At 43.4% G+C, this 20,657-nt stretch carries 17 protein-coding genes; 15 read left to right on the top strand and 2 right to left on the bottom strand.

Translation table 11 applies throughout. The features are described from left to right. The first annotated feature begins 32 nt into the window (after nucleotides 1-32). From IEY46_RS35430 to IEY46_RS35380, 11 genes are all read left to right on the top strand, one after another. Nucleotides 33-974, top strand: coding sequence for an ABC transporter permease (locus tag IEY46_RS35430; RefSeq protein WP_189000914.1), 942 nt, complete (start codon nucleotides 33-35; stop codon nucleotides 972-974). A 16-nt stretch (nucleotides 975-990) separates the two neighbouring features. After that, nucleotides 991-1,887 (top strand): carbohydrate ABC transporter permease, encoded by an 897-nt coding sequence (locus tag IEY46_RS35425; protein WP_229750759.1) that lies wholly within the window; start codon nucleotides 991-993, stop codon nucleotides 1,885-1,887. A gap of 57 nt (nucleotides 1,888-1,944) precedes the next feature. Then, nucleotides 1,945-3,054 carry a glycoside hydrolase family 2 TIM barrel-domain containing protein gene (locus IEY46_RS35420; protein ID WP_189000909.1) on the top strand — a complete coding sequence of 370 codons (1,110 nt, stop codon included), beginning with the start codon at nucleotides 1,945-1,947 and terminating at the stop codon, nucleotides 3,052-3,054. Then, complete coding sequence (locus IEY46_RS35415) at nucleotides 3,047-3,835, top strand: SDR family NAD(P)-dependent oxidoreductase (RefSeq protein WP_189000907.1); 789 nt, start codon at nucleotides 3,047-3,049, stop codon at nucleotides 3,833-3,835. The genes IEY46_RS35420 and IEY46_RS35415 overlap by 8 nt, the downstream gene beginning before the upstream one ends. Then, nucleotides 3,832-4,983, top strand: a complete 1,152-nt coding sequence (gene dgoD, locus IEY46_RS35410; protein ID WP_189000904.1) for a galactonate dehydratase — start codon at nucleotides 3,832-3,834, stop codon at nucleotides 4,981-4,983. The genes IEY46_RS35415 and dgoD overlap by 4 nt, the downstream gene beginning before the upstream one ends. Before the next feature lie 17 nt (nucleotides 4,984-5,000). After that, nucleotides 5,001-5,903, top strand: a complete 903-nt coding sequence (locus IEY46_RS35405) for an aldose epimerase family protein (RefSeq protein ID WP_189000901.1) — start codon at nucleotides 5,001-5,003, stop codon at nucleotides 5,901-5,903. A 332-nt stretch (nucleotides 5,904-6,235) separates the two neighbouring features. Further along, complete coding sequence (locus IEY46_RS35400; protein ID WP_189000898.1) at nucleotides 6,236-7,189, top strand: ABC transporter permease; 954 nt, start codon at nucleotides 6,236-6,238, stop codon at nucleotides 7,187-7,189. 12 nt (nucleotides 7,190-7,201) lie between these two features. Further along, on the top strand, nucleotides 7,202-8,113 hold the full coding sequence (locus tag IEY46_RS35395) for a carbohydrate ABC transporter permease (protein WP_189000895.1): 912 nt from the start codon (nucleotides 7,202-7,204) through the stop codon (nucleotides 8,111-8,113). A 29-nt stretch (nucleotides 8,114-8,142) separates the two neighbouring features. Beyond that, the gene (locus tag IEY46_RS35390; protein ID WP_189000892.1) at nucleotides 8,143-9,768 is read left to right on the top strand and encodes an extracellular solute-binding protein; all 1,626 of its coding nucleotides are present in this window, start codon (nucleotides 8,143-8,145) and stop codon (nucleotides 9,766-9,768) included. Nucleotides 9,769-9,863: 95 nt separating this feature from the next. Beyond that, nucleotides 9,864-12,110, top strand: coding sequence for a helix-turn-helix domain-containing protein (locus IEY46_RS35385; protein ID WP_189000889.1), 2,247 nt, complete (start codon nucleotides 9,864-9,866; stop codon nucleotides 12,108-12,110). 90 nt (nucleotides 12,111-12,200) lie between these two features. Then, a complete protein-coding gene (locus IEY46_RS35380; protein WP_268239563.1) occupies nucleotides 12,201-12,809 on the top strand; it encodes a phytanoyl-CoA dioxygenase family protein in 609 nt (202 codons plus the stop codon). Between the two features lie 275 nt (nucleotides 12,810-13,084). Here IEY46_RS35380 and IEY46_RS35375 read toward each other — a convergent pair whose 3' ends face one another. Continuing rightward, complete coding sequence (locus IEY46_RS35375; protein WP_189000883.1) at nucleotides 13,085-14,725, bottom strand: response regulator transcription factor; 1,641 nt, start codon at nucleotides 14,723-14,725, stop codon at nucleotides 13,085-13,087. Beyond that, nucleotides 14,706-16,562, bottom strand: coding sequence for a cache domain-containing sensor histidine kinase (locus IEY46_RS35370; protein ID WP_189000880.1), 1,857 nt, complete (start codon nucleotides 16,560-16,562; stop codon nucleotides 14,706-14,708). Before IEY46_RS35370 ends, IEY46_RS35375 begins: the two co-directional genes overlap by 20 nt. 220 nt (nucleotides 16,563-16,782) lie before the next feature. On the opposite strand from IEY46_RS35370, the gene IEY46_RS35365 reads away from it, so the two are divergent. From IEY46_RS35365 to IEY46_RS35345, 4 genes are all read left to right on the top strand, one after another. After that, a complete protein-coding gene (locus IEY46_RS35365) occupies nucleotides 16,783-18,150 on the top strand; it encodes an ABC transporter substrate-binding protein (RefSeq protein WP_189000877.1) in 1,368 nt (455 codons plus the stop codon). A 104-nt stretch (nucleotides 18,151-18,254) separates the two neighbouring features. Next, nucleotides 18,255-19,169 (top strand): carbohydrate ABC transporter permease, encoded by a 915-nt coding sequence (locus IEY46_RS35360; protein WP_189000874.1) that lies wholly within the window; start codon nucleotides 18,255-18,257, stop codon nucleotides 19,167-19,169. 29 nt (nucleotides 19,170-19,198) lie between these two features. Further along, nucleotides 19,199-19,987, top strand: a complete 789-nt coding sequence (locus IEY46_RS35355; RefSeq protein ID WP_229750762.1) for a carbohydrate ABC transporter permease — start codon at nucleotides 19,199-19,201, stop codon at nucleotides 19,985-19,987. A gap of 225 nt (nucleotides 19,988-20,212) precedes the next feature. Next, nucleotides 20,213-20,657, top strand: a 445-nt coding sequence (locus IEY46_RS35345) for a DUF5060 domain-containing protein (protein ID WP_189000865.1), incomplete at its 3' end; no start/stop codon positions are given.

The raw sequence follows: 20,657 nt of genomic DNA, 5'->3' as shown, positions 1-20,657 counted from the left end.
TAAGTACACCGCTTCAGAAAAGGAGGTAGGAAATGCATTTAAAGTCTGATACCTCTATTGGACCTAAGAAAACTAAAAACCAAATTAGAATAAGAGAGCTTCCACTCCATCTTATGTTACTGCCTGGCATTATTATTATCCTTATTTTTAGTTACGTGCCTATGGCTGGATTAATAATAGCATTCCAAAAGTTCATACCGGCAAAGGGATTATTCGGAGACCAGGAATGGATCGGTTGGGGGAATTTCGACTATGTGTTCTCCATGCCCAACACAATGAATGTGTTGCAAAATACAGTCATTATAGCCGGATGGAAAATTGTTTTAGGTTTACTCGTGCCCATTACGGTTGCCATTTTATTAAATGAGATTGGTTCAAGCTTATTGAAAAGATCTATTCAAACCGTCATTTACTTTCCTTATTTCTTGTCTTGGGTTGTTTTTGGTTCGATCGTAGTAGATTTATTGTCGCCGTCAGGAGGGTTGTTTAATCAATTTTTAGGTTTGTTCGGGATTGAACCCATTCATTTCTTAGGCAGTAATGAATTCTTTCGAGAAACCATCATATTCACTGATACCTGGAAAGATTTCGGGTATGGAACGATCGTGTATTTAGCGGCAATTACAACGATTAATCCAAGCACCTATGAAGCTGCTAAAATTGATGGCGCTAATAAGTGGCAGCAGACATGGCATGTAACCTTACCCGGCATGAGAATGATTATAGTGCTAATGATGGTACTAAGCCTAGGGCAAGTCCTAAATGCAGGGTTCGATCAAATCTTCAATCTGTATAGTCCAATTGTTTATGAAACAGGAGATATCATAGACACGATGGTTTATCGTCTTGGACTTGAAAATGCCAAGTATGGTCCTTCTGCAGCTATTGGCATGTTTAAATCAATTGTATCTTTGATCTTTATTTCGATTTCTTATTATGCAGCCTATAGGCTTTTTGACTATAGACTTTTTTAGAAAGGGAAGTGGCAACATGTCTTCAAGCATTAGAATCAAGAATTCAATGTTAACTAGAGTGTTTAACATTAGCAACATTGTAATTCTTATTATTCTTGCAAGCATCTGCATTCTCCCATTTGTGCATGTTGTAGCTGTCTCCTTTAGCAACAAACTTAATGTATCTGCGGGATTTGTTACGTTATGGCCGAAAGGCTTCACGATAGAATCTTACAAATACTTATTGGCCAAAACAGCATTTTGGCAGGCATTTAAGATTTCGGCGATCCGCTTGGTGCTTGGCACTGCTATCAACCTGATTTTAATTATGTTGACGGCATATCCGCTGTCAAAGGAATCGTCCAGACTTAAAATGAGAACCTTTTATGCTTGGTTTTTCTTTGTGACCATGCTCATAAGCGGAGGATTGATTCCAAATTTTATTCTCATTAATGAGCTGGGCTTACGCGACAGCATATGGGCATTAGTGTTGCCCGGCGCACTGCCTATTTTTAGCTTAGTGCTCATGCTCAATTTCTTTAGGCAGGTTCCGAAGGAGCTAGAGGAGGCAGCCTTTATAGACGGAGCAGGGCATCTGCGAACATTAGCGCAGGTCTATATCCCAATATCAGTGCCGGCTATCGCAACCATTTCACTATTTTGTATGGTGGCACATTGGAATGCATGGTTTGATGGCATGATCTACATGAATTCAGCTGATAAGCTGCCCTTACAAACCTATTTGAGAAGTGTAATTATCGAAATGAATGTATCGGAAATGGGCGGTGATGACTGGGAGCTTCTAAAAACACTTTCGGATCGCTCCTTAAGATCAGCACAAATCATAATTGCCATGATTCCAATTTTAAGCGTGTACCCGTTTCTGCAGAAATATTTTGTCAAAGGAATCGTTGTAGGCAGCGTAAAAGGTTAGGGAGAGCAAGTCTATGTATCCATTTAGTGGCGATATAAAACTGGAGGAGGAATTGAAATGTCGCAAGTATGGTCTAAAGAAAAAGCATGGAATTGGTATAACAATACGCCTTGGTTACGCGGTTGTAACTTTATGTCCAGTGATTGTGCGAATCGAATTGATCAATGGCAGAAGCTGGGCTTTGAGGAGCGGTTTGCAACCGCTGATAAAGAACTGGAGCTGGCAGGTTCGATTGGGTTTAATAGCATTCGTATCATTTTGGAGTTTATTGTCTGGGATCAGGATCATGACGGTTTTATGGAACGGTTTGATCGTTACTTAAGCATGGCCTATAAGCATGGCATTCGCTCAATGATTGTTTTCGGCAATGATTGTATGACTCCTAAGGATGAGCACTATAAACCGTTAAAGCTTGGAAAGCAAAATTTTGATTGGGGCTATCATGGCGGCCGTAAACATTCACAGCATTCGCTCTTAAAACAAATGGGCTATCATATTATGGATGAACGGGAAATTGCAGAACGTCACTATGTGTGGGTTCGCGAAATTATGGAGAAATACAAAAACGATCCGCGTGTCGTTATATGGGATTTATACAATGAAGCAGGTAATTCTCATCGTGATAAGATCTCTATTCCTCATGTTAAGAAATTTTTTGAAATTGCCAGAGAGGTAAATCCTGACCAGCCGATTACATCCTGTGTTTGGAAGGGTCTTAATTATGACAATGAGCTGCCTGAAGTTGAACAATTTATTGTTGAGAACTCTGATATTATCAGTTATCACAACTATTCATCCTATGAGGATAATATCAAAATCATTAAACGGCTAAAAGAATACGGCAGACCTATTATGAATACGGAATGGTTAGGCCGTGTAACGAATAATCATTTACATGAACTATTCCCGCTGTTTTATTTAGAGAAAATCGCCTGCTATAACTGGGGATTCGTTGCAGGATTGTATCAAACCTATGAGCCATGGGAAGGTTCATGGCAACGTTATGAACTGGGCAAAGGAGATCATCTGGATTTCACAAAATGGTTTCACGATTTATTCCGTCCGAATCATAGACCGTATGACCCGAAGGAAATTGAACTGATCAAACGGTTTACCAAGCTTGCTGACGGAGAGTTTGAACGTCAGCAGGAGGGCGAACATGTCTAAAAAAGCGCTAGTAACAGGCTCTAGTTCTGGTATTGGCCGAACGATTGCGATTGAGCTTGCAAAGAACGGTTACGATGTTGGATTTAACTACTTTTCTACGCATAAAGAAGAAGCTGAAAGCGCCTGTCAAGAAGCTGCGAAATATGGCGGAACGCATGATGTATTTTATGGCGATGTCAGCTCTGTAGCAAGCATTGCGCATATGTTTGCGGCGTTCATTGAAAAGTACAGGACGATCGATCTTCTCGTAAATAATGCGGGAATTACAAAATTCCAGCCGTTTCTTGAAGCTACTGAGGAGCTATGGGATAAAATAACGAACACGGATTGGAAAGGCTCCTATTTTTGCACACAGCAAGCTGCCCGCTATATGGTGGAAAAAGGCGTTAAAGGATCCATTATAAATATTACGTCTGTCCATCAGGAATTGAATTTTCCCCATGCGAGTGTGTATGGACCCTCTAAGGCTGCGCTGAATAAATTTACGCAGCACGCAGCTTTGGAATTAGCACCTTATGGCATACGTGTAAATGCGATAGCGCCTGGTTCGATCAAAAACGATAATAGCGAAGCGTATACACCAAGACAACAAATGTTTATTTCAAGAACGCCGCTGCAAAGAATGGGCGTTAAGGAGGAGATTGCCGGGGCTGTTCTTTTTCTAAGCTCGGATTCGGCACAATATATTACCGGCACCACCTTAGCGGTTGACGGCGGAGCGATGTTGCCGGCATTGCTTGATAATACGTATGTTGCAGGCAGAGAGGAGCCAAACCTATGAAAATAACCAAACTGGAAACATTTCATGTCAGGCCCAGATGGTTGTTTCTGAAAATTCACACCGACGAAGGCATAGTAGGTTACGGCGAGCCCGTACTGGAAGGCCGCGCTCGAACCGTTGAAACCGCGATTAAGGAATTTGAGCGATATTTAATCGGACAGGATCCAATGCTTATTGAGCATCACTGGCAGGTTATGTACAGAGGCGGATTCTATCGAGGCGGCCCAGTCATTTTAAGCGCGATTAGCGGTATTGAACAAGCCCTCTGGGACATTAAAGGTAAATACTATAATATGCCTGTGTATGAAATGCTAGGCGGTGCTTGCCGCAATAAGATTCGAATGTATACACATGTTAAGCAGGTAGGGATCAAAAACGGCAATAGCATAGATCAAATGGTGGAAATGGCTCGCGAGCGAAAAGAACAAGGTTATACAGCGATTAAATATTCGATTATTCCACCGATTAGAAATATTGATACACTGGCTGCAGTAGAAGAACATGTTGAACGATTTGCCAGAGTTAGAGAGGCTATTGGCAAGGATATCGATCTGGCCATAGACTTTCATGGTCGCGTCAGTCCAGCTATGGCGATTCGTCTGGCCAAAGCATTGGAGCCATACTACCCTATGTTTATTGAGGAGCCGTGCTTACCTGAAAATGTCGATGCTATGGTCAGAATTGCGCAATCCACAACGATTCCCATTGCTGCAGGCGAGCGGTTATTTACAAAGTGGGGCTACCGTGAATTATTAGAAAAGCAGGCCGTTGCCGTTGTGCAGCCGGATCTGTGTCATGTTGGCGGTATTTTAGAAGCGAAAAAAATTGCTGCAATGGCAGAGGTTTATTATCGTTCAGTAGCACCTCATAATCCGCTTGGCCCAATCTCGTTAGCTGCGTGTTTGCAGTTGGATGCATGCATCCCGAATTTCTTGTTTCAAGAGCATCCTGGCATGCCTGAAAAGTGGGATCTTGGCGAAGGATATTTAAAAAATCCATTTGTTATTGTGGATGGATATATTCCATTGCCAAGAGGTCCGGGATTAGGCATTGAACTGGATGAAGAAGCAATGAAGGACAAAATCTTTGATGGCATATGGGAAACACCACTATTGTATGAGGAAGACGGTTCATTAGCAGATTGGTAAATAGGGAGACTTCTATAATGAAATCAATCATTCGAGAGACCCAATACAAAAATAATCATGCTTATATGATCGAAAATGATTATGTATTGGCTATCACGGTTCCATCTATTGGCGGAAAACTGGTCTCCATTTTTGATAAATCAACTGGAAAGGAGTGGCTGCTGAATTCTGGTGATCGAGAACTACAACCCATTGCTTCTGGAACGAAATTTGTTGAAGCGGACATGAGCGGATGGGATGAATGCTTTCCAACGGTGAAACCATGCACAGTTAGCGGTACGGAATTCTCTGATCATGGAGACATATGGGACATGTCATGGAACGCTGAATCTATGGCGGGGGGGATATTGTCTTCCGTGATGAATAAGTACCCTACCTGCCGTTTTAGTCGCCTCATGACATTACAAGATAACCGGCTTGTCTTAAGCTATGATGTATTCAACTCGAGTGAACAGCAAATACCTTTTATTTGGATACCGCATCCGCAGTTTAGTCTATCGGAGCCAACTCGGATTCTTCTTCCTGAACCATTAAATGAGCTTCTATGTGTTTACAACAGCGATCAACAGAAGATTAATCATATAGCTGCAATCCCTGAGAATTGGGTAATTGATCCGATATGCAATCAAACCGGTGAAAAATATTATACGCCTAAGCCTGTGGCCGACGCATGGTCCGGTTTATACGGCTTGGAAAGCAAGAGCTATATTAAACTGAAAACGGATGCGAATATCGCTAGATATTTGGGGATTTGGATTGATCGCGGCTTATTTAATGATCGCCCTGTCATCGCTTTAGAGCCGTCCATTGGTTATTTTGATTTACTGACAAGAGCGCTGGAAAACGGAACAGCAGCATATATTGCGCCAAATGAGAGCTGTAAATGGTATTTAGAAATTGAATTAGGTCAATCAAATTAAATCTAAACCCGTTAGATGAAAGGGAATGCAACTTTGGAAGAATCATATTTAATAACCACGGGGGTCTCGGAACCCCCGTGTTTTTTTTATTTTTTACTGCCCGATCAATGAAGTGTGACTGAAATTTTTTAGTTTTGGACGATTCGAAGGTTAGAACCAATGCATGGCAACCATGCGTTTATAAGGAATGACCTTTATTTCTGTGTGGGAAAAAATTGCGAACCTGTTCAAAAATTGTTTGTTGCTTTGTTATGGGATACTATCTAACATGAATCTTACGGACCGGGCCCGGATAAACCGTTATCACTTTTTGAAAGGAGAGCTCAGCCTACATGAAAGCAGTTGCACATACGAAAGTGAATAGACAGTCGAGAAAACAACCTTCGTTTCGCTTTCAGGAGAATATCCAGCTTTACTTAATTATGCTTCCCGTACTGCTGCATATCTTCGTGTTCAGCTACATCCCGATGTACGGAATCGTCATCGCCTTTCAGAATTACTCCCCAGGGGATTCGTTCATTTCCCTTAGTAGAGGGGTGGATTGGGTAGGTTTCAAGCACTTCACCAACTTTTTTAATGGTCCCTATTTCTGGCGCTTAATGCGCAATACGTTCACCCTCAGCTTCTTGTCACTGGTCTTTGGTTTCTGGGTGCCGATTCTGTTCGCACTGCTGATGAATGAACTGAGGAATGGCTTCTTGAAGAAGTATGTGCAGACAGCCAGCTACTTGCCTCACTTCATCTCCAATGTGGTCGTTGCGGGGATGGTCTTGTCTTTCATCAATACGGATGGAATCATTAATGCCATCATCAAACTGTTTGGCGGTTCGCCGCTTTCGCTCAATACTGAGCCGGGCTATTTTCCCGCCATCTACACGATTACGACCATTTGGAAGTCCTTCGGCTGGGGGAGCATTCTCTATATGTCAGCCATGTCGTCGATCGATCCCCATATGTACGAAGCGGCAAAGATGGATGGAGCAAATCGGTTCAAGCAGATTCTACATATTACACTTCCATCTATTCGGCCTACCATCTTCATTCTACTCATATTCGCAATCGGCAATCTGTTGACGGCGAACAGCGAGTTCATTCTGCTCATCTACAATCCGATTCTGTATGAGACTGCCGACGTCATTGGAACTTATTTGTACCGCGATGGTCTTCTAGGAGGCAATTTCAGCTCGGGAACGGCAATTGGACTGTTCATCTCCCTAATTAATTTCTCATTGTTGTTCTTGGCGAATAAGCTGAGCCGCAAATATTCTGATTATGCCTTGTGGTAAAGGAGGAGTGCGATGAGCACCTGGGTCAGAAGAAATCCGAATGCCGTTCGGCAAGGCTCGACCTTAGTAGATTTCATTATTTATGCCATTGTGATTGCTATCTGTCTCGCCACACTGTATCCGTTCTATTTTGTCATCATTATGTCCATTAGCTCGCCGAGAGAGGTAGCGGCAATGAACGTGTTTTGGTATCCCAAAGGCTTTTTTCTGGGCTCTTATGAGCTGATCCTCAAGGATAAGCAGATGTGGTGGGCGTATTCCAATACCATTATCTACGTTCTGAGCGGTACGCTGCTGAACTGTCTTACAGCCATACTGGGTGCATATCCGTTAACGGTCCGCCATTTGAAAGGACGCAAATGGGTCATTGCCTATCTGATTATTCCTATGTATTTCGGGGGTGGACTGATCCCGTCCTTCCTCCTGGTGAACAATCTGGGTCTATACAATACAATATTTGCAATCATTATCCCCGGTGCAGTCAGTATATGGAATATTATCCTTGTCCGGACATTCTTTATGTCGATTCCGGAGGGATTGAAGGAGTCCGCCTTCATGGATGGTGCCTCCCACTGGCAGCTTCTTTTCCGGATCATTCTGCCCGTATCCAAGCCGATTATGGCTGTCATTGCCATATATAGCATCGTTGGAATCTGGAACAGCTGGTTCGACGCGCTTGTCTACTTGCCTAACGAGAAGCTGCATCCGCTGCAGATGTATCTGTACCGCGTCATCGTCCAGCAGACCGTAGATTTAAAGGCGATGACAATGGAAGATTCAGCTAATGCCATGACCCAGATTCTGTCGAACATCCAGCTGAAATATTCGATTATTGTGTTCACTGCACTGCCCGTCATCTTCACCTATCCATTTTTCCAGAAATATTTTATCAAAGGAGCGCTTCTCGGTTCTTTGAAGGAATAGGTCTTAACCCACATTCAAGGAGGATATTAATGAAGAAAAATTGGACAAACAAGCTCTTACCAGGCTCAGTAGCTCTAGCATTAGTCGTGACTGTAAGCGCATGTGGCAGCAACAATGAAGAGGGTAGTATCTCCAACGATGGACAACAGCTCAGCAAGCTTCGACTGCTTGGTCCTGCCAATACGAGCCGGTTCATCAAGTTCGATGATCGGGAGAAATATCCCGTATGGACGGAATTGGACAAGATGCTGACCCATGCAGGGCTTGATCCGGATTACGAGCTGGTTCCCAATGAGCAGTATAGCGTCGTGATCAAGACGAGAATGGCTTCAGGCAGCAAGCTTCCCGATATCGTAAACATCTCCGCACTGGACAATACGACGGTGCTTAATTTGGCCAAGCAGGGGGCGCTGCTCGACTTGAATCCGCTTATTGAGAAATACAGTAACGGTAATATCAAAAAAATGTATGATGAGGAGTTCCCATTCGCCAAGAAGACGACCACGTCCCCAGACGGTAAGATGTACTGGTTCAGCAGTCTTCACAAAAAGTTGTATCAAGACAAACAGCCCGCGCCTGTTTCCTTAACGATGCTGATACGTAAAGACTGGCTCGATAAGCTAAACCTCCCGGTACCCGCAACCGCCGAGGAATATTTGCAGACGCTCAAGATAATGCGCGATAAGGATGCTAACGGTAACGGTCAGAAGGATGAGGTGCTCCTCTACAATCCTGGCGCCTTCTCGGAATCTATCGCACAATGGTTCGGGCTGGGCACCGGCATTACAGCCGTCGATGTCGAGAACAAAAAAATCGTTTCCCCGTGGTATCAAGACGGAGTCCAGGATTACTTCAAGTATTTGCAGCGTATGGTGAAGGAGGGCGTTCTTGATACGAATTTGATTGCCGCTAACAGCGAGCAAACGCAGCAAAAAATGATCGAAAACAAAATCTCCTCTTTCAATAACTACAACCTGGAAATGTGGTCTGAGCTGAATGTTCAGAGCGGTGGAAGCTATCTTCCGCTGATGCCTCTAAAAGCAGTTGACAGTATTACCCCTGCCATACAAATTGAGCCTCCTTATCTGGTGTGGGAAAAGTACGCCATTACGAAGGATGCCAAGGATGTCGAGGCTGCCATCAAATTCTTCGATGTGGTCTATTCGAAGGAATACGCCGATTTGTTATACTGGGGTATTAAAGATCAGACATATAACTTAGACGCAAACGGCGCCAAGACGTTCATGAACAACGGCTCGGATCAGGAGCTCGCCGATAAGAAGCAGGTCCAGGGCGCACTGCTGTTCGGCGGCACGGTCTTTCCGCGCATTCAGTTCCCGAACCTGGAATTTGAATTGTCCCGTGTTCCTCAGCAGAAGGCCGATAATGAAATGAAGGTTCTTACCTACAAGCCCTATTATGTAAGCTCAAATGACAACTATCTATCCATCCCCGATGAGAAGCAGCTGGAGACCAAGACCAAATTATTAACCAATCTGACGACGTACTCCACTGAGCTTGCCACGAAGCTGGCACTTGGTCAAAGTTCACTCGACGATTGGGATAAATATATCGCTGAATTGAAAAAACTCGGACTGGATCAGCTAATCGAGATCGAGCAGCAGCTGCTGGACCGGTATAACAGCATCGATTAACGATTGAGAGCGATGAATTCATGAGCAAGGGGCAGATCCCGTTCAGCTCCGATCTGCCCCTTTGTCTATAGCGGTCGGTTGAGGGGGGATTTACAATGCTCAAGTGGCGTTTGGCAAGTAGCATCTTTCAGAAAACTTTCTTGTCCTATTTTGGAATACTGATGATTCCCATCTTCGTATTCAGCGTGATCAACATGCAGCGAAATGTGAAGGAAGAACAGGATCGGTTATATGAGAAGCACATGACAGACGCTCAACGGACCTCAGCTATCATGGATAACAAATTATATGAGCTGCAAAACGCGGGCAAAGTACTGAGTCAGAAGCCTTGGGTTCAGAAAAGGATGGAAAACAGCAATGTATTTGACCAAGATTTTGATGCTCTGAATATGTTGGATATTAAAAAAGACTTTCAAAATCTTGTCGGATCGCTGGGCATCGTTTCCTCCGGGGCAGTCATCTATCCTGAGAAGCATCTGGTCTTGTCACCATGGGGATCTTATGCTGAGAATGATTTCTTCTCGGATGTTGTCGTGTTTGACGAAACTGCACGCCGTAATCTGATGCATGATGTCAGTCTTTATCGCTATTTTGATATCGGACAGCCGCAAACCATCCGAACCTGGGGTACCGTAAAGAAAGTCATTCCCGTCCTGCAGAGTTTGGAGGTTGTGGGCCATCCGCGGGCCACCTTGGTTCTGTTCATCGATAATGCGTATCTGATCGAGTATTTGAACCGGTTAGGTGGTATCGATTCGGGTGATTTCACCATCTCTGCATTCGATGCGATCATCTACAAGCAAGTGAGAAGCGGTTTAAGCGATACGGAGAGAGAACGAAGAATGGAAGACGAGCTCACAATTAACTCCCAAGCAAGTGATTGGCAGTATACCGTTTCTTATTTCGACGACAGTTTGATTAGTGCGAAAAATTTGTTCGGTTCTCTCCTTGCCATCTTCATCTCCATCATAGTGGGGACTATGGCAGCGTACGGGTTGGCGAAGATTAGTTATCGACCGCTTGCTGCATTGTTGAACAAGCTCTCTGTTGCACAGCGAGACGAGACGGACGCGAAGTCGGCACGATGCGAGTACAACCGGATCGAGAATTCGTTTGAACAGCTGATTCATGAGAATCAAGCTCTCCAGCAAGCAATGTCCGCTTATGAACTTGCTGCGCGCTCGAACTTACTGCTTCGCTTACTGAAGGGGTACTTTATAGCCGATCAGCAGCTGGTTGATTTCCGAAAATTTGGAGTCAGCTATACCAACGATATGTATTACTGCACGATGCTGCTGCGGTTTCTTAGTATTCACGATTATACGGATATCGCGAGAATTCAGCAAATCGAGATGATAACCATATACGTCGCCGAACAAGTATTCAAGCGTTACTCATTGGACTATGAGCTGTTCGAGGTGACGGATGCGGATAAAGCTATCATCGTATCGTTGGTGCAGCCGTTTGGAGATCATGGGGTGATGGGATGCATCGCTTCGGATATAGCGGCAGGCATAGAGCAGGCCTGTCAGGTGAAACCCGATATTTGGTATGGTGCGGTCGAGCAAGGACTGATTGGCATCAGTAAATCATATTATGCGGCAAATGAAAGCCTGCAGATGGCGATCTTCTCGCGAGGGCATGTTCTGGTCCGCCAGGAGGAAGTGGTCCATGCGGATGTCCACTATTATTACCCAACGGACTGGGAAGTCCAGCTGATCAATAACTTGAAAGTGGGGAACATGGATACATCCATTCATATTCTAAGTGAGATCAGAGCGGAGAACGAGCGGCGCAACCTGCCGGCAAAGGTTACCATCAGGCTGGTCTCCTTATTACTAGAAACCATGCTGCGGGTACTCACCGAGTTAAACATGGATGCGATCATATATGCAAAGCAATTTGAGAGTCATGTGGTCACGGAGGATATCGCTCCTATGTGGGGTTATGTATTCGAAGTTGGGACGGTCATATGTGAACGAATTCAATATTCCAACACCCCATCCGCGATGGAGATCGGTGGTAAACTGCTTCAGTATGTCAAAATGAATTATACTGAAGCGGACGTATCGCTTAAGACGCTTGCAGCGATATTCGAAATGTCAGTATCCGGCGTATCGAAGACATTTAAGGAAGTGGCTGGCGTCAATTTCTATGATTATTTATGCCGGCTGCGGATGGAAAAGGCCAAGGAGCTGCTAAGGGAGAAGCCCGGCGAAATCAACAATGTCGCGTCCCGGGTAGGCTATGACAACGTCTATTCATTCAAACGTGCCTTCATCCGGTATGAAGGAATTAAACCGAATGAATACAAACAGAAATCCGATGAACAATATGCTTAATGGTCAATGGGATATTTGCCTCTTCTGAATGTTTTTATGTTCGATAGAGAAAACGCGGAATCTGAGTGAAAAAGCTATGCCGACTTAACGATCCGTGCACTCGCCCACGATCCGGTGATCGGCGAGCTTGCCGCTGCTTTGACGGAGACGGATACAATCCGTTTCTGGGCCGATCAGCTGTTGCATAAACCTGAACAATCCGGAGGACACGCTTCAAACGTGGGTTGGCATCAGGACTATACGTATTGGAAGTGCTTTCAGAACCCAGAGACGTTGCTTACGGCATGGGTGGCTTACGATGACGTTGACGAAGAGAATGGCTGCATGATGATGGTGCCGGGCAGCAACCAATGGGGGCTTCTGAATGGTAGTGACTTTTACGAACAAAATTTAGATAATCAAAAGAATGGAATGAACGTGCCTGAGGGACAAGTGTTTCGAACTATGCCGATCGTCATGAAAGCGGGTCAAGTCAGCTTCCATCACAGCTTGACAATACACGGAAGCGGGCCTAACATTTCGGACCGGGTACGCCGCTCGTCGGCGCTTCACTTAATGACCGGCGAAACGCGCTTTCGGTACGATGAGCGACACCAATACTTGTCGACCAAACAATTCATGGCTTCAGGCGGTAAAGATGGCGATATCGTTCAGGGAGACATGTACCCGGTCATATACAAAAAAGGCGTAACGGCATAATGCCGTTACGTCTTTTTTAATGATCGACTAATGTTCGAGGCCGTCCCTCAGGTTTACGGAGAACGAGGAGCGCAGCCGCGAGCGGATCATTTAACCTGGAGCGGCACCAGCGGCACCGCGAAGTGTCGCGCACGCTGATGCGCGAGCGCTTCCTGCAAGGAATGGATGGACCGGGAGCTGGATAAGGCGGAGCTCACGGGGTACCTGGAGGTGTTGGGCGGCGGCTCCGAAGGAGGCTCTAGCGGCCGACACCGCAGGACTTTTTGCTGTATTTGCTAAATTTTTTTATAAGAAGAGGGGGAAAGTCCGGTAGCTTGCTTGAAAACCTTGAAAAAATATTTGGTATCGCTAAATCCTAATGTCTCCGAAACCTCGTTTGGTTTATAGCCTTGTTTAAGCAGTTGTTTTGCTCGTTCGATTTTTGCTTTCTTTACATAGTTTACGAAGTTATCACCTTCTACCTGGTGAAAAATTTTGCTTAAGTATTGTGGAGTCATAAAAATATGATTAGCGGCCATAGTCAGACTGACATTGTTATCGATGTTGGTTTTTACAAACTCCTTTACACGGTTGACCAATTTTGAATTGTTATTTTCAAAGGCTGACTTTGTTGCATCGAGTGCTATTGTAATTTTCTCATCGCACCATAACAATACCGCTTCAGCAGTTGTACAGGAATTAAGCTTGTTGTACAGGAAAAGTTCGGTGCCAAGAATATCATCGGGATCTAGTCCGGCTTTATCCAAAAATGTGGTCAAAACCATAATGGTTTGAAAATTCATATTTGAAATCAGATCATGGGGAAGTCCAAGGTGATTATTGAAAAATATAGAATAGTATTTGTTAATGAGTTCAAGTGCACCGGTTTTGTTATGGCTTGCTCCTCCTAAATCCAGTTGATGCCTAAGATTTTCTACATAATTAACGTTAATTTCTTCATCAATGATGGATTCGTTAACATGATCGGACTCATAATATACGAGGTTGTTTTGCGTTACATCGTTAGCAGATTGAAACTTAAACCAGATTTGAAATAGTGCATTGGTTGAATCACGGTAAGAGGTGTGCAACATGTTAAGGCTGCTCGTAAACAGGCCAATCCCAGTCGATATGGTGCAGTGGGAGAAGCTGTTTAGATACTGTGTAACTTGGTTGCAGCAATCGGAAATGATCTCTTTAATGTTACTGCATGACGTAAAGTTAAGAACATAACCCAGCTTCCCATCCACATCGAATTCGTAGCCGTCTATATTGTTCTTCAGGAATATTTCTTTCAGGACAATATCAGATTCAATTTCAATTCGTGATCGTTCGTTATCTTCTGCTATGAAGTTGAGATGGATGAGCATAACGGTAAAGCAGTCATATCTAAAATGGAGATTGATTTCTTTCAATTGCTGTAAAACGATAGACTCGGAGACATCTGTGTTATTTACGTGCGTAACCAGCTTCGTCATAAAGCTTTTCTGGAGAATCTTCAGGTTCCTGTTAAATAAAATATCCTGATGTAGATTGCTTATTACAGCTTTAGTTTCCTTCTCAAGCTTGATGTGAGCCTTAGTTAGTATTTCTTCCATCTCGTTCTGGTGAACCGGTTTGAGGATATAGGAAAAGGCGCCCAATGAAACAGCCTTCTGCGCATACTCGAAAGAGTCGAAACCGCTTACAAATATAAACAGGGTTGGAAGCTCTAGTTCATTTACTTGCGAAAGCAATTCAATGCCGTTCAGATTAGGCATCATGATATCAGCGATCACGATTTCCGGTTGATATCCTTGAATGATATGCAATGCTTCTTCTCCGTCTTTAGCCTCCAGAATCTCGACATCGAATGACATCTTCTCTGAGAACTCGACAACCATAGAGACAATGGTTTCACGCGCCAGTTTTTCATCGTCAACGATAAGAATCTTCAACAACATCGCCACCTATCGTTTTTTTTATATCAATAGGGAGAGTACATTTTACGGTTGTTATCATTTCGGGACTGCTCATGATTTTTATACCATATTCATCACCTAGCAATAGCTTAATTCGTGCACAGACATTATAAATGCCCGTACTGATTTTATTTGCTTTCTTATCCGTATAGCCGAAGTGTATTTGTGCCAAAGAAGCATTGATTTCTTCTATTCTCTTCGGTGCAATGATATTTCCGGTATTCGAAATATATACGAAGCATTTATCTCCATATGTTTTGACTATGATAGAGATTTTCCCGTCTTCGGCAGCTTCCTTCAAGCCATGAATAATCGCATTCTCAATAATGGGTTGCAGGGTCAGCCGTGGAATAGGGCATTGCAAAGCATCGTTGGCGATGTCATAGCTTACACTGAACCTGTCAGCGAAACGGAAATGCTGAAGAAACAAATATTTCCGGATATTCTCCAGTTCGTCCGCAATGGTGACAATATATACCCCTTTGTTGAGTGAATAACGAAAAATGTCAGAGAGACTCATAATCATTTCTACTGAATTCTCATAATCCTTTCGTTTGATAACGGCTGTTATGGAGTTTAGGGTATTGTACAGAAAGTGTGGATTGATCTGACTTTGCAGAATCTCAAGCTCAGCCTGTCGGTGAAGCAGCGTCATTTCATATTTCTCCATAATCAGCTGTTTAATATTCCGCACCATCATATTGAATGATAGCCCAATAATGCTGAATTCGTCTTGCCCCCTGATCTCAACCTGAGCTTCAAAGTTGCCATTGCGGAGCTTTACAAAAGCACGCATCAGTTTTTTTAGAGGGGATGTGATCCATATGCTGATTCCAACCGAGCCTGCCAGACATAGGAATACCATGATTAAGGCAAGCGAAATATTAATCTGTTTGATAAATACGCTCTTGGCTTGCAGTGTGGAAATAGGAATCGCGGTAACGGCAGTCCAGCCGAACTGTGAAGAAGGATTACTGGTAATCAAATAGTCTTTGTTATCTAGTTTCATATTTAATGTAGATTTTTCAGACTTATTGATGGTGGAAAACAGTTTCGCATATTCCGGTTCACTCAGAGCACCTTTGGAATAGATAACGTTTCCGCCGTTGCTGTAAATAACGTTCAGGACATCCGGTGTAGCTCCACTAGTGGCTACTGCATCGGCGAAATTGGTAATGCTACTATCCACTACAAGTACGCCTTTAGTTTCGTATTTAGGGGAGTTAATGATATCGACTAATGCTCTTCCTATCGAAATAACGGTTGTTTTTCTTCCTACTATACTTGTTGTGTTATTGGAGTGCGGCTCTAATAAATCCGGAGCTCCCTTTAAGCGGATGGCCCGTTCAAACCATGACTCCCCGCTGGAAGAAATTAATGGCAATGATCCTCCAGACTTATCAATATAAAAGATAGGGTAGCCTTCCAAGTTATAAATGATGATAGAGTTAATATTTTTATTGGACAATAGCAAGGTAGACATATAATTCTTTACTCTTACCTGTACATCGTTGTAATTCGGATTAGTTTCAGGGGATGTCGTAACGATCGGCAGGATATCCTTTAAGCTCATGTTCAGTGCATAGGACTGCTGTTGCAGCGTGCTGATAATGTTGTTCATATTGATAAGGATTTGCTCATTCGATAGCTGGCTGTTCTTGATCGAATCGCTCTCCATCACACGAGCAGACAAATAATAGGATGCAATTCCAAATATAAGGATCGGGATGATCGTAAGCAGAAGCATGATGGCAAAAAGCTTGTAGACAATGTTTCGATTAAAAATGTGAGTTTTAGCTATGGCTTTCTCCACCTTCTGTCCGGCGATCTGATTAGCTGATAATCATTATTCTATCATCACTCCCTTATGAAATCAGTGGAAGAAAGGAAACTGAATAAAAAAGCACTCCTTTTCTTAAGTTATTCCCCCTATTTAACACTTCAATTTCAATGCTAAGCTAGGGATGTCACAAACCGGTTGATCAGATGCATATGATCAGCTCGGTAAAATTCATAATCAGGGGGATTCATCAATGAGAAAGCGCTTTATATCATTTGGAATTGTATCGATTCTTATCGTTGCATTATTAGCAGGATGCGGGACGAATGGGAATAAAGAGAATACACCTGCATCGGCGGGTAGCGTTGCTTCTACAACACCAACTGAAGGTGCTTCCGCAGAGCCAGTAGAACCTGTCACCCTTACAATAATTGATTGGTACTCCAAGAACGAACTTACACCGGCAATAGAGGCTTGGAACAAAGCTAATCCAGATATTCAGCTTAAAGAAGAAATTATTGATGGGAACAGTTGGCAGACCATATATACGACACGGTTTCAATCCGGAGACGCGCCGGATCTGTTGTTCATGGACAGGGGAGAGACACCACAGTGGGCAGAAAACGGATATCTCATGGATGTAACTGACCGGCCTTCAATTCAGGATCTTAAAGAAAATTTGCCGGAACTGTACAATGCGCGGGAGATAAATGGCAAAGTTTATCTGTCTGTGGTCGACAGCGGGGCCAGCACGAATATGATCTTTTATAATCAAGTCATCTTTGATAAATTAAATCTTTCCGTGCCTACAACGATGGAAGAATTCTATCAAGTCTGCGAGGCAATTAAAGCAAGCGGAGTCGATCCATTGGTATTTGGTGCGGGAGACTGGGCAGGATACAGGCTGTTAGCCAATCCATTCAGAGACGTTACTGTTAACAACCAAGGAATAAAAAACGCAGTTAATGCATTGGTTGAAGGTACGGCCACCATTCCGCAAATCTATGAAAGCACATTCACCATGCTGAAGAAGCTGTCTGATGGAGGTTACGTATCCAAAGCTTCTGCAACTTTGAAATATGACCAGTCTGTCCAGTATTTCGCAGATGGCAGAGCTGCGATGCTGCCTCAAGGGAATTGGGTTCCTACTTTGGAAGCCATTACAAAAGCTGATCCTGCGAAATTCAAGCTCAATTCATTCATGCTACCTTATCCGGCTGATTCTAATAAAAAGATTAATATGACGGTTTCACCAGGATATGGATTGGCGATCAATGCAAAGACCAAATATCCAGAACAGGCGAAAAAAGCATTCGATGGCTTGACTTCCATTGACAGCATTAAAATGATGGTGCAAGGCATGGGAGCAACGACAATACATCCGGGGATTAAGCTGGAACTAGACCCGGCATTACAGCAATCAAATGATCAGCTTTATGCTCCTAACGTTAATAAGGTTATCGGTGATCCTGACAAATATGAAGTTCCGGCCTCTTTCGGGGATGTTTATAAAAAAGCGATGTTCGATGCTATCAATAGCGGTGTCACCGTGGAGAAGTCGCTAAAAGACCTTCAGACAGAGTGGGATATCGTTAAGGAATCCGTAAAAAAGTTAGAATAACGGAAAATAAAGTCAGGAATTGATATGTACCGAAGAGCGTCGTATCCCGAGCAAGATAGGGCGCTCTACGGTAATAAGCGAAATGAAGGGATAACAATCATTCAATGAAACCAATCGTGGCCATCAGAAAATCTAAACTTTCCTTCAAGAATGAAATGTTGAGTGCCTTAGTTGCAGTAGTTCCAGCATTGATTCTATATGCGGTATTCACGATTTGCCCGCTTTTTCTTAACATGGTCTATATGCTGACGGACTGGAACGGAATGAGTCTGAATTATAATTTCATTGGCCTGAATAACTTTAAAAATGTATTTAACGAGCCGCTTTTTTTGCAAGCCTTTTGGAATACAATTTATTTCGCGGTAGTTTCTATGAGCGTTGGGACAGTATTGCAGTTATCTCTCGCATTAATGCTATATAGAAACTTCAAAGGAAAAAATATTGCGAGAGCGATATTTTATATTCCGCTTGTGATCAGCGCTGTAGTTATGTCCTTATCATGGCGCAATATTTTCCAGTATACCGGATACATCAATATGATATTGGAGCAGCTCCACCTGATCAAGGAACCCATAGACTGGTTTGGAAATCAAGCCACAGCTATGAATACGATTATTTTCGTTAATATGTTCGAAAGCCTCGGGGTAGGGATTGTCCTCATTACTGCCGGCCTTAACGGAATTCCCAAGGAAGTGAATGAAGCGGCTGATCTTGACGGAGCCCATGGACTGGCGAAATTCTTTAGGATTACTTTCCCACTGATCATGCCATCGTTAAGCGTATTGTGGTTTATGGGCATAGTTGGCTCATTGCAAATATTTGATCTACCTTTCCTGATGACGCCCGATGGAGGCCCGAACAACTCCACGACTACAATAACAACATTAATCTACAAGGTACTATTTACTCGTAATCAGTTTGGATTGGGCAGTGCAATGGGTTTTGTATTCTTCCTATTTATTGCCACACTTTCTATCATTCAACTTCGGATTACGCGAAAAAGAGAGGTGGAATTGTGATAGCCAGGATATCTCACTCGTTGAAATATGTGTACGTTTTGTTCTTTCTGGTCATGGCGCTGTTTCCAGTAGCGGTGGTTATACTAAACAGCTTTAAAAATAACATTGAAATCAACCGGATCACATTTCTGCCAGAGAAACTTGAATTTAAGAATTATTTCACTATTCTGTCGAAAAATGATTTCTATTTGAGCCTGTTCAACTCGGTGTTCTATGTAGCTGCTTCAAGTGCAGCAGCCGTGTTCATTGTATCCCTTGCAGGATATTCAATTGCAAGGCGCGGAGAAAAAATATTCGGGCTCATCTATTATTTTTTTCTTATGTCGATGATGATTCCTGCAACTTCAAGCCTCTCGGCTCTTTACACGATTGTTATGAAGCTTGATCTGGTTAACACCAGATCGGTCATGATCCTGTTATTCACAACGGGAACGATTCCCATGGGAATTTTGCTATTCAGCGGATTTATTAAGTCCATTCCCCGTGCACTGGATGAATCGGCTATTATTGATGGATTTGGTTATTTCAGAAGGTATCTTTATCTTATTCTTCCGCTTTCCAAACCCGTTATGATTGCATTTATCGTACTTACCGCGTTAGGGATGTGGAATAATTTTTTTACGGGGATGCTTTTCCTGCGGGATAGTGCGAAATTTCCTTTGCCTCTGCTTGTTTATGCATTCTCTAGCAAAACACAGACCGACTATGGATCTATTTTTGCACTCATGTGTCTCTCATTTATTCCGCCGTTTCTATTTTTCTTGCTCAATCAGAAGCATTTCTATAGTGGAGTAGCCGTTGGTGCGGTTAAGGGATAGAAGAAGACTCGTGAAAGTAGGTGGTGCATGTATCACGGCTGGGCCGTTAAAGGATAAAAACTCAGTAAACCAATATGAAAAAATGGAGTTAAGCAAGGAATGGGAGCTGGTAAAGGCAGCAAAGCCGCGTTTTCCCGGCATGCAATATTTGGAGGCAATCCGCGGCGTATTCGGAAACGATACAATGCCGTAAACTTTACCAATTATAAAGGAGGGCGTTTAGGTATGGTACGCAATCGGAAAGGAAAAGAAACAATTTCGGTATTTATGTTACTGTGTTTACTTATTTCTATAGTCGGTTCGGGCGGTTTAGCGGTGGCGGCACCTGTCGAAATGAAGGTGGATCAGTGGAAGGTTGCGGAGATTACTCTTACAAGTACGGTGTCGTACGATAACCCTTTCATGGACAATGAAATTTCCGCCACGTTCAATGGACCGGGAAACACAGTCATTACCCTGCCGGGCTATTGGGACGGGGGGAATACGTGGAAAGTGCGTTTTGCTCCAACGCTACCGGGGGCGTGGTCTTATATCATTACTTCGGCCGACACCTCCAACGCAGGATTGCATAATCAGACCGGCAAAATTGTCGCCACTCCGTATAAAGGGAAATTGGAAATATACAAACATGGTTTTTTGCGGATCAGTGACAATGGGAGATATTTCACTT

This window comes from Paenibacillus nasutitermitis, assembly GCF_014641075.1.
Classification (GTDB): Bacteria; Bacillota; Bacilli; order Paenibacillales; family Paenibacillaceae; genus Paenibacillus_Z; species Paenibacillus_Z nasutitermitis.
The sequence above is the reverse complement of the archived record's forward strand: the minus strand, read 5'-3'. Positions and strand labels throughout refer to the sequence as shown.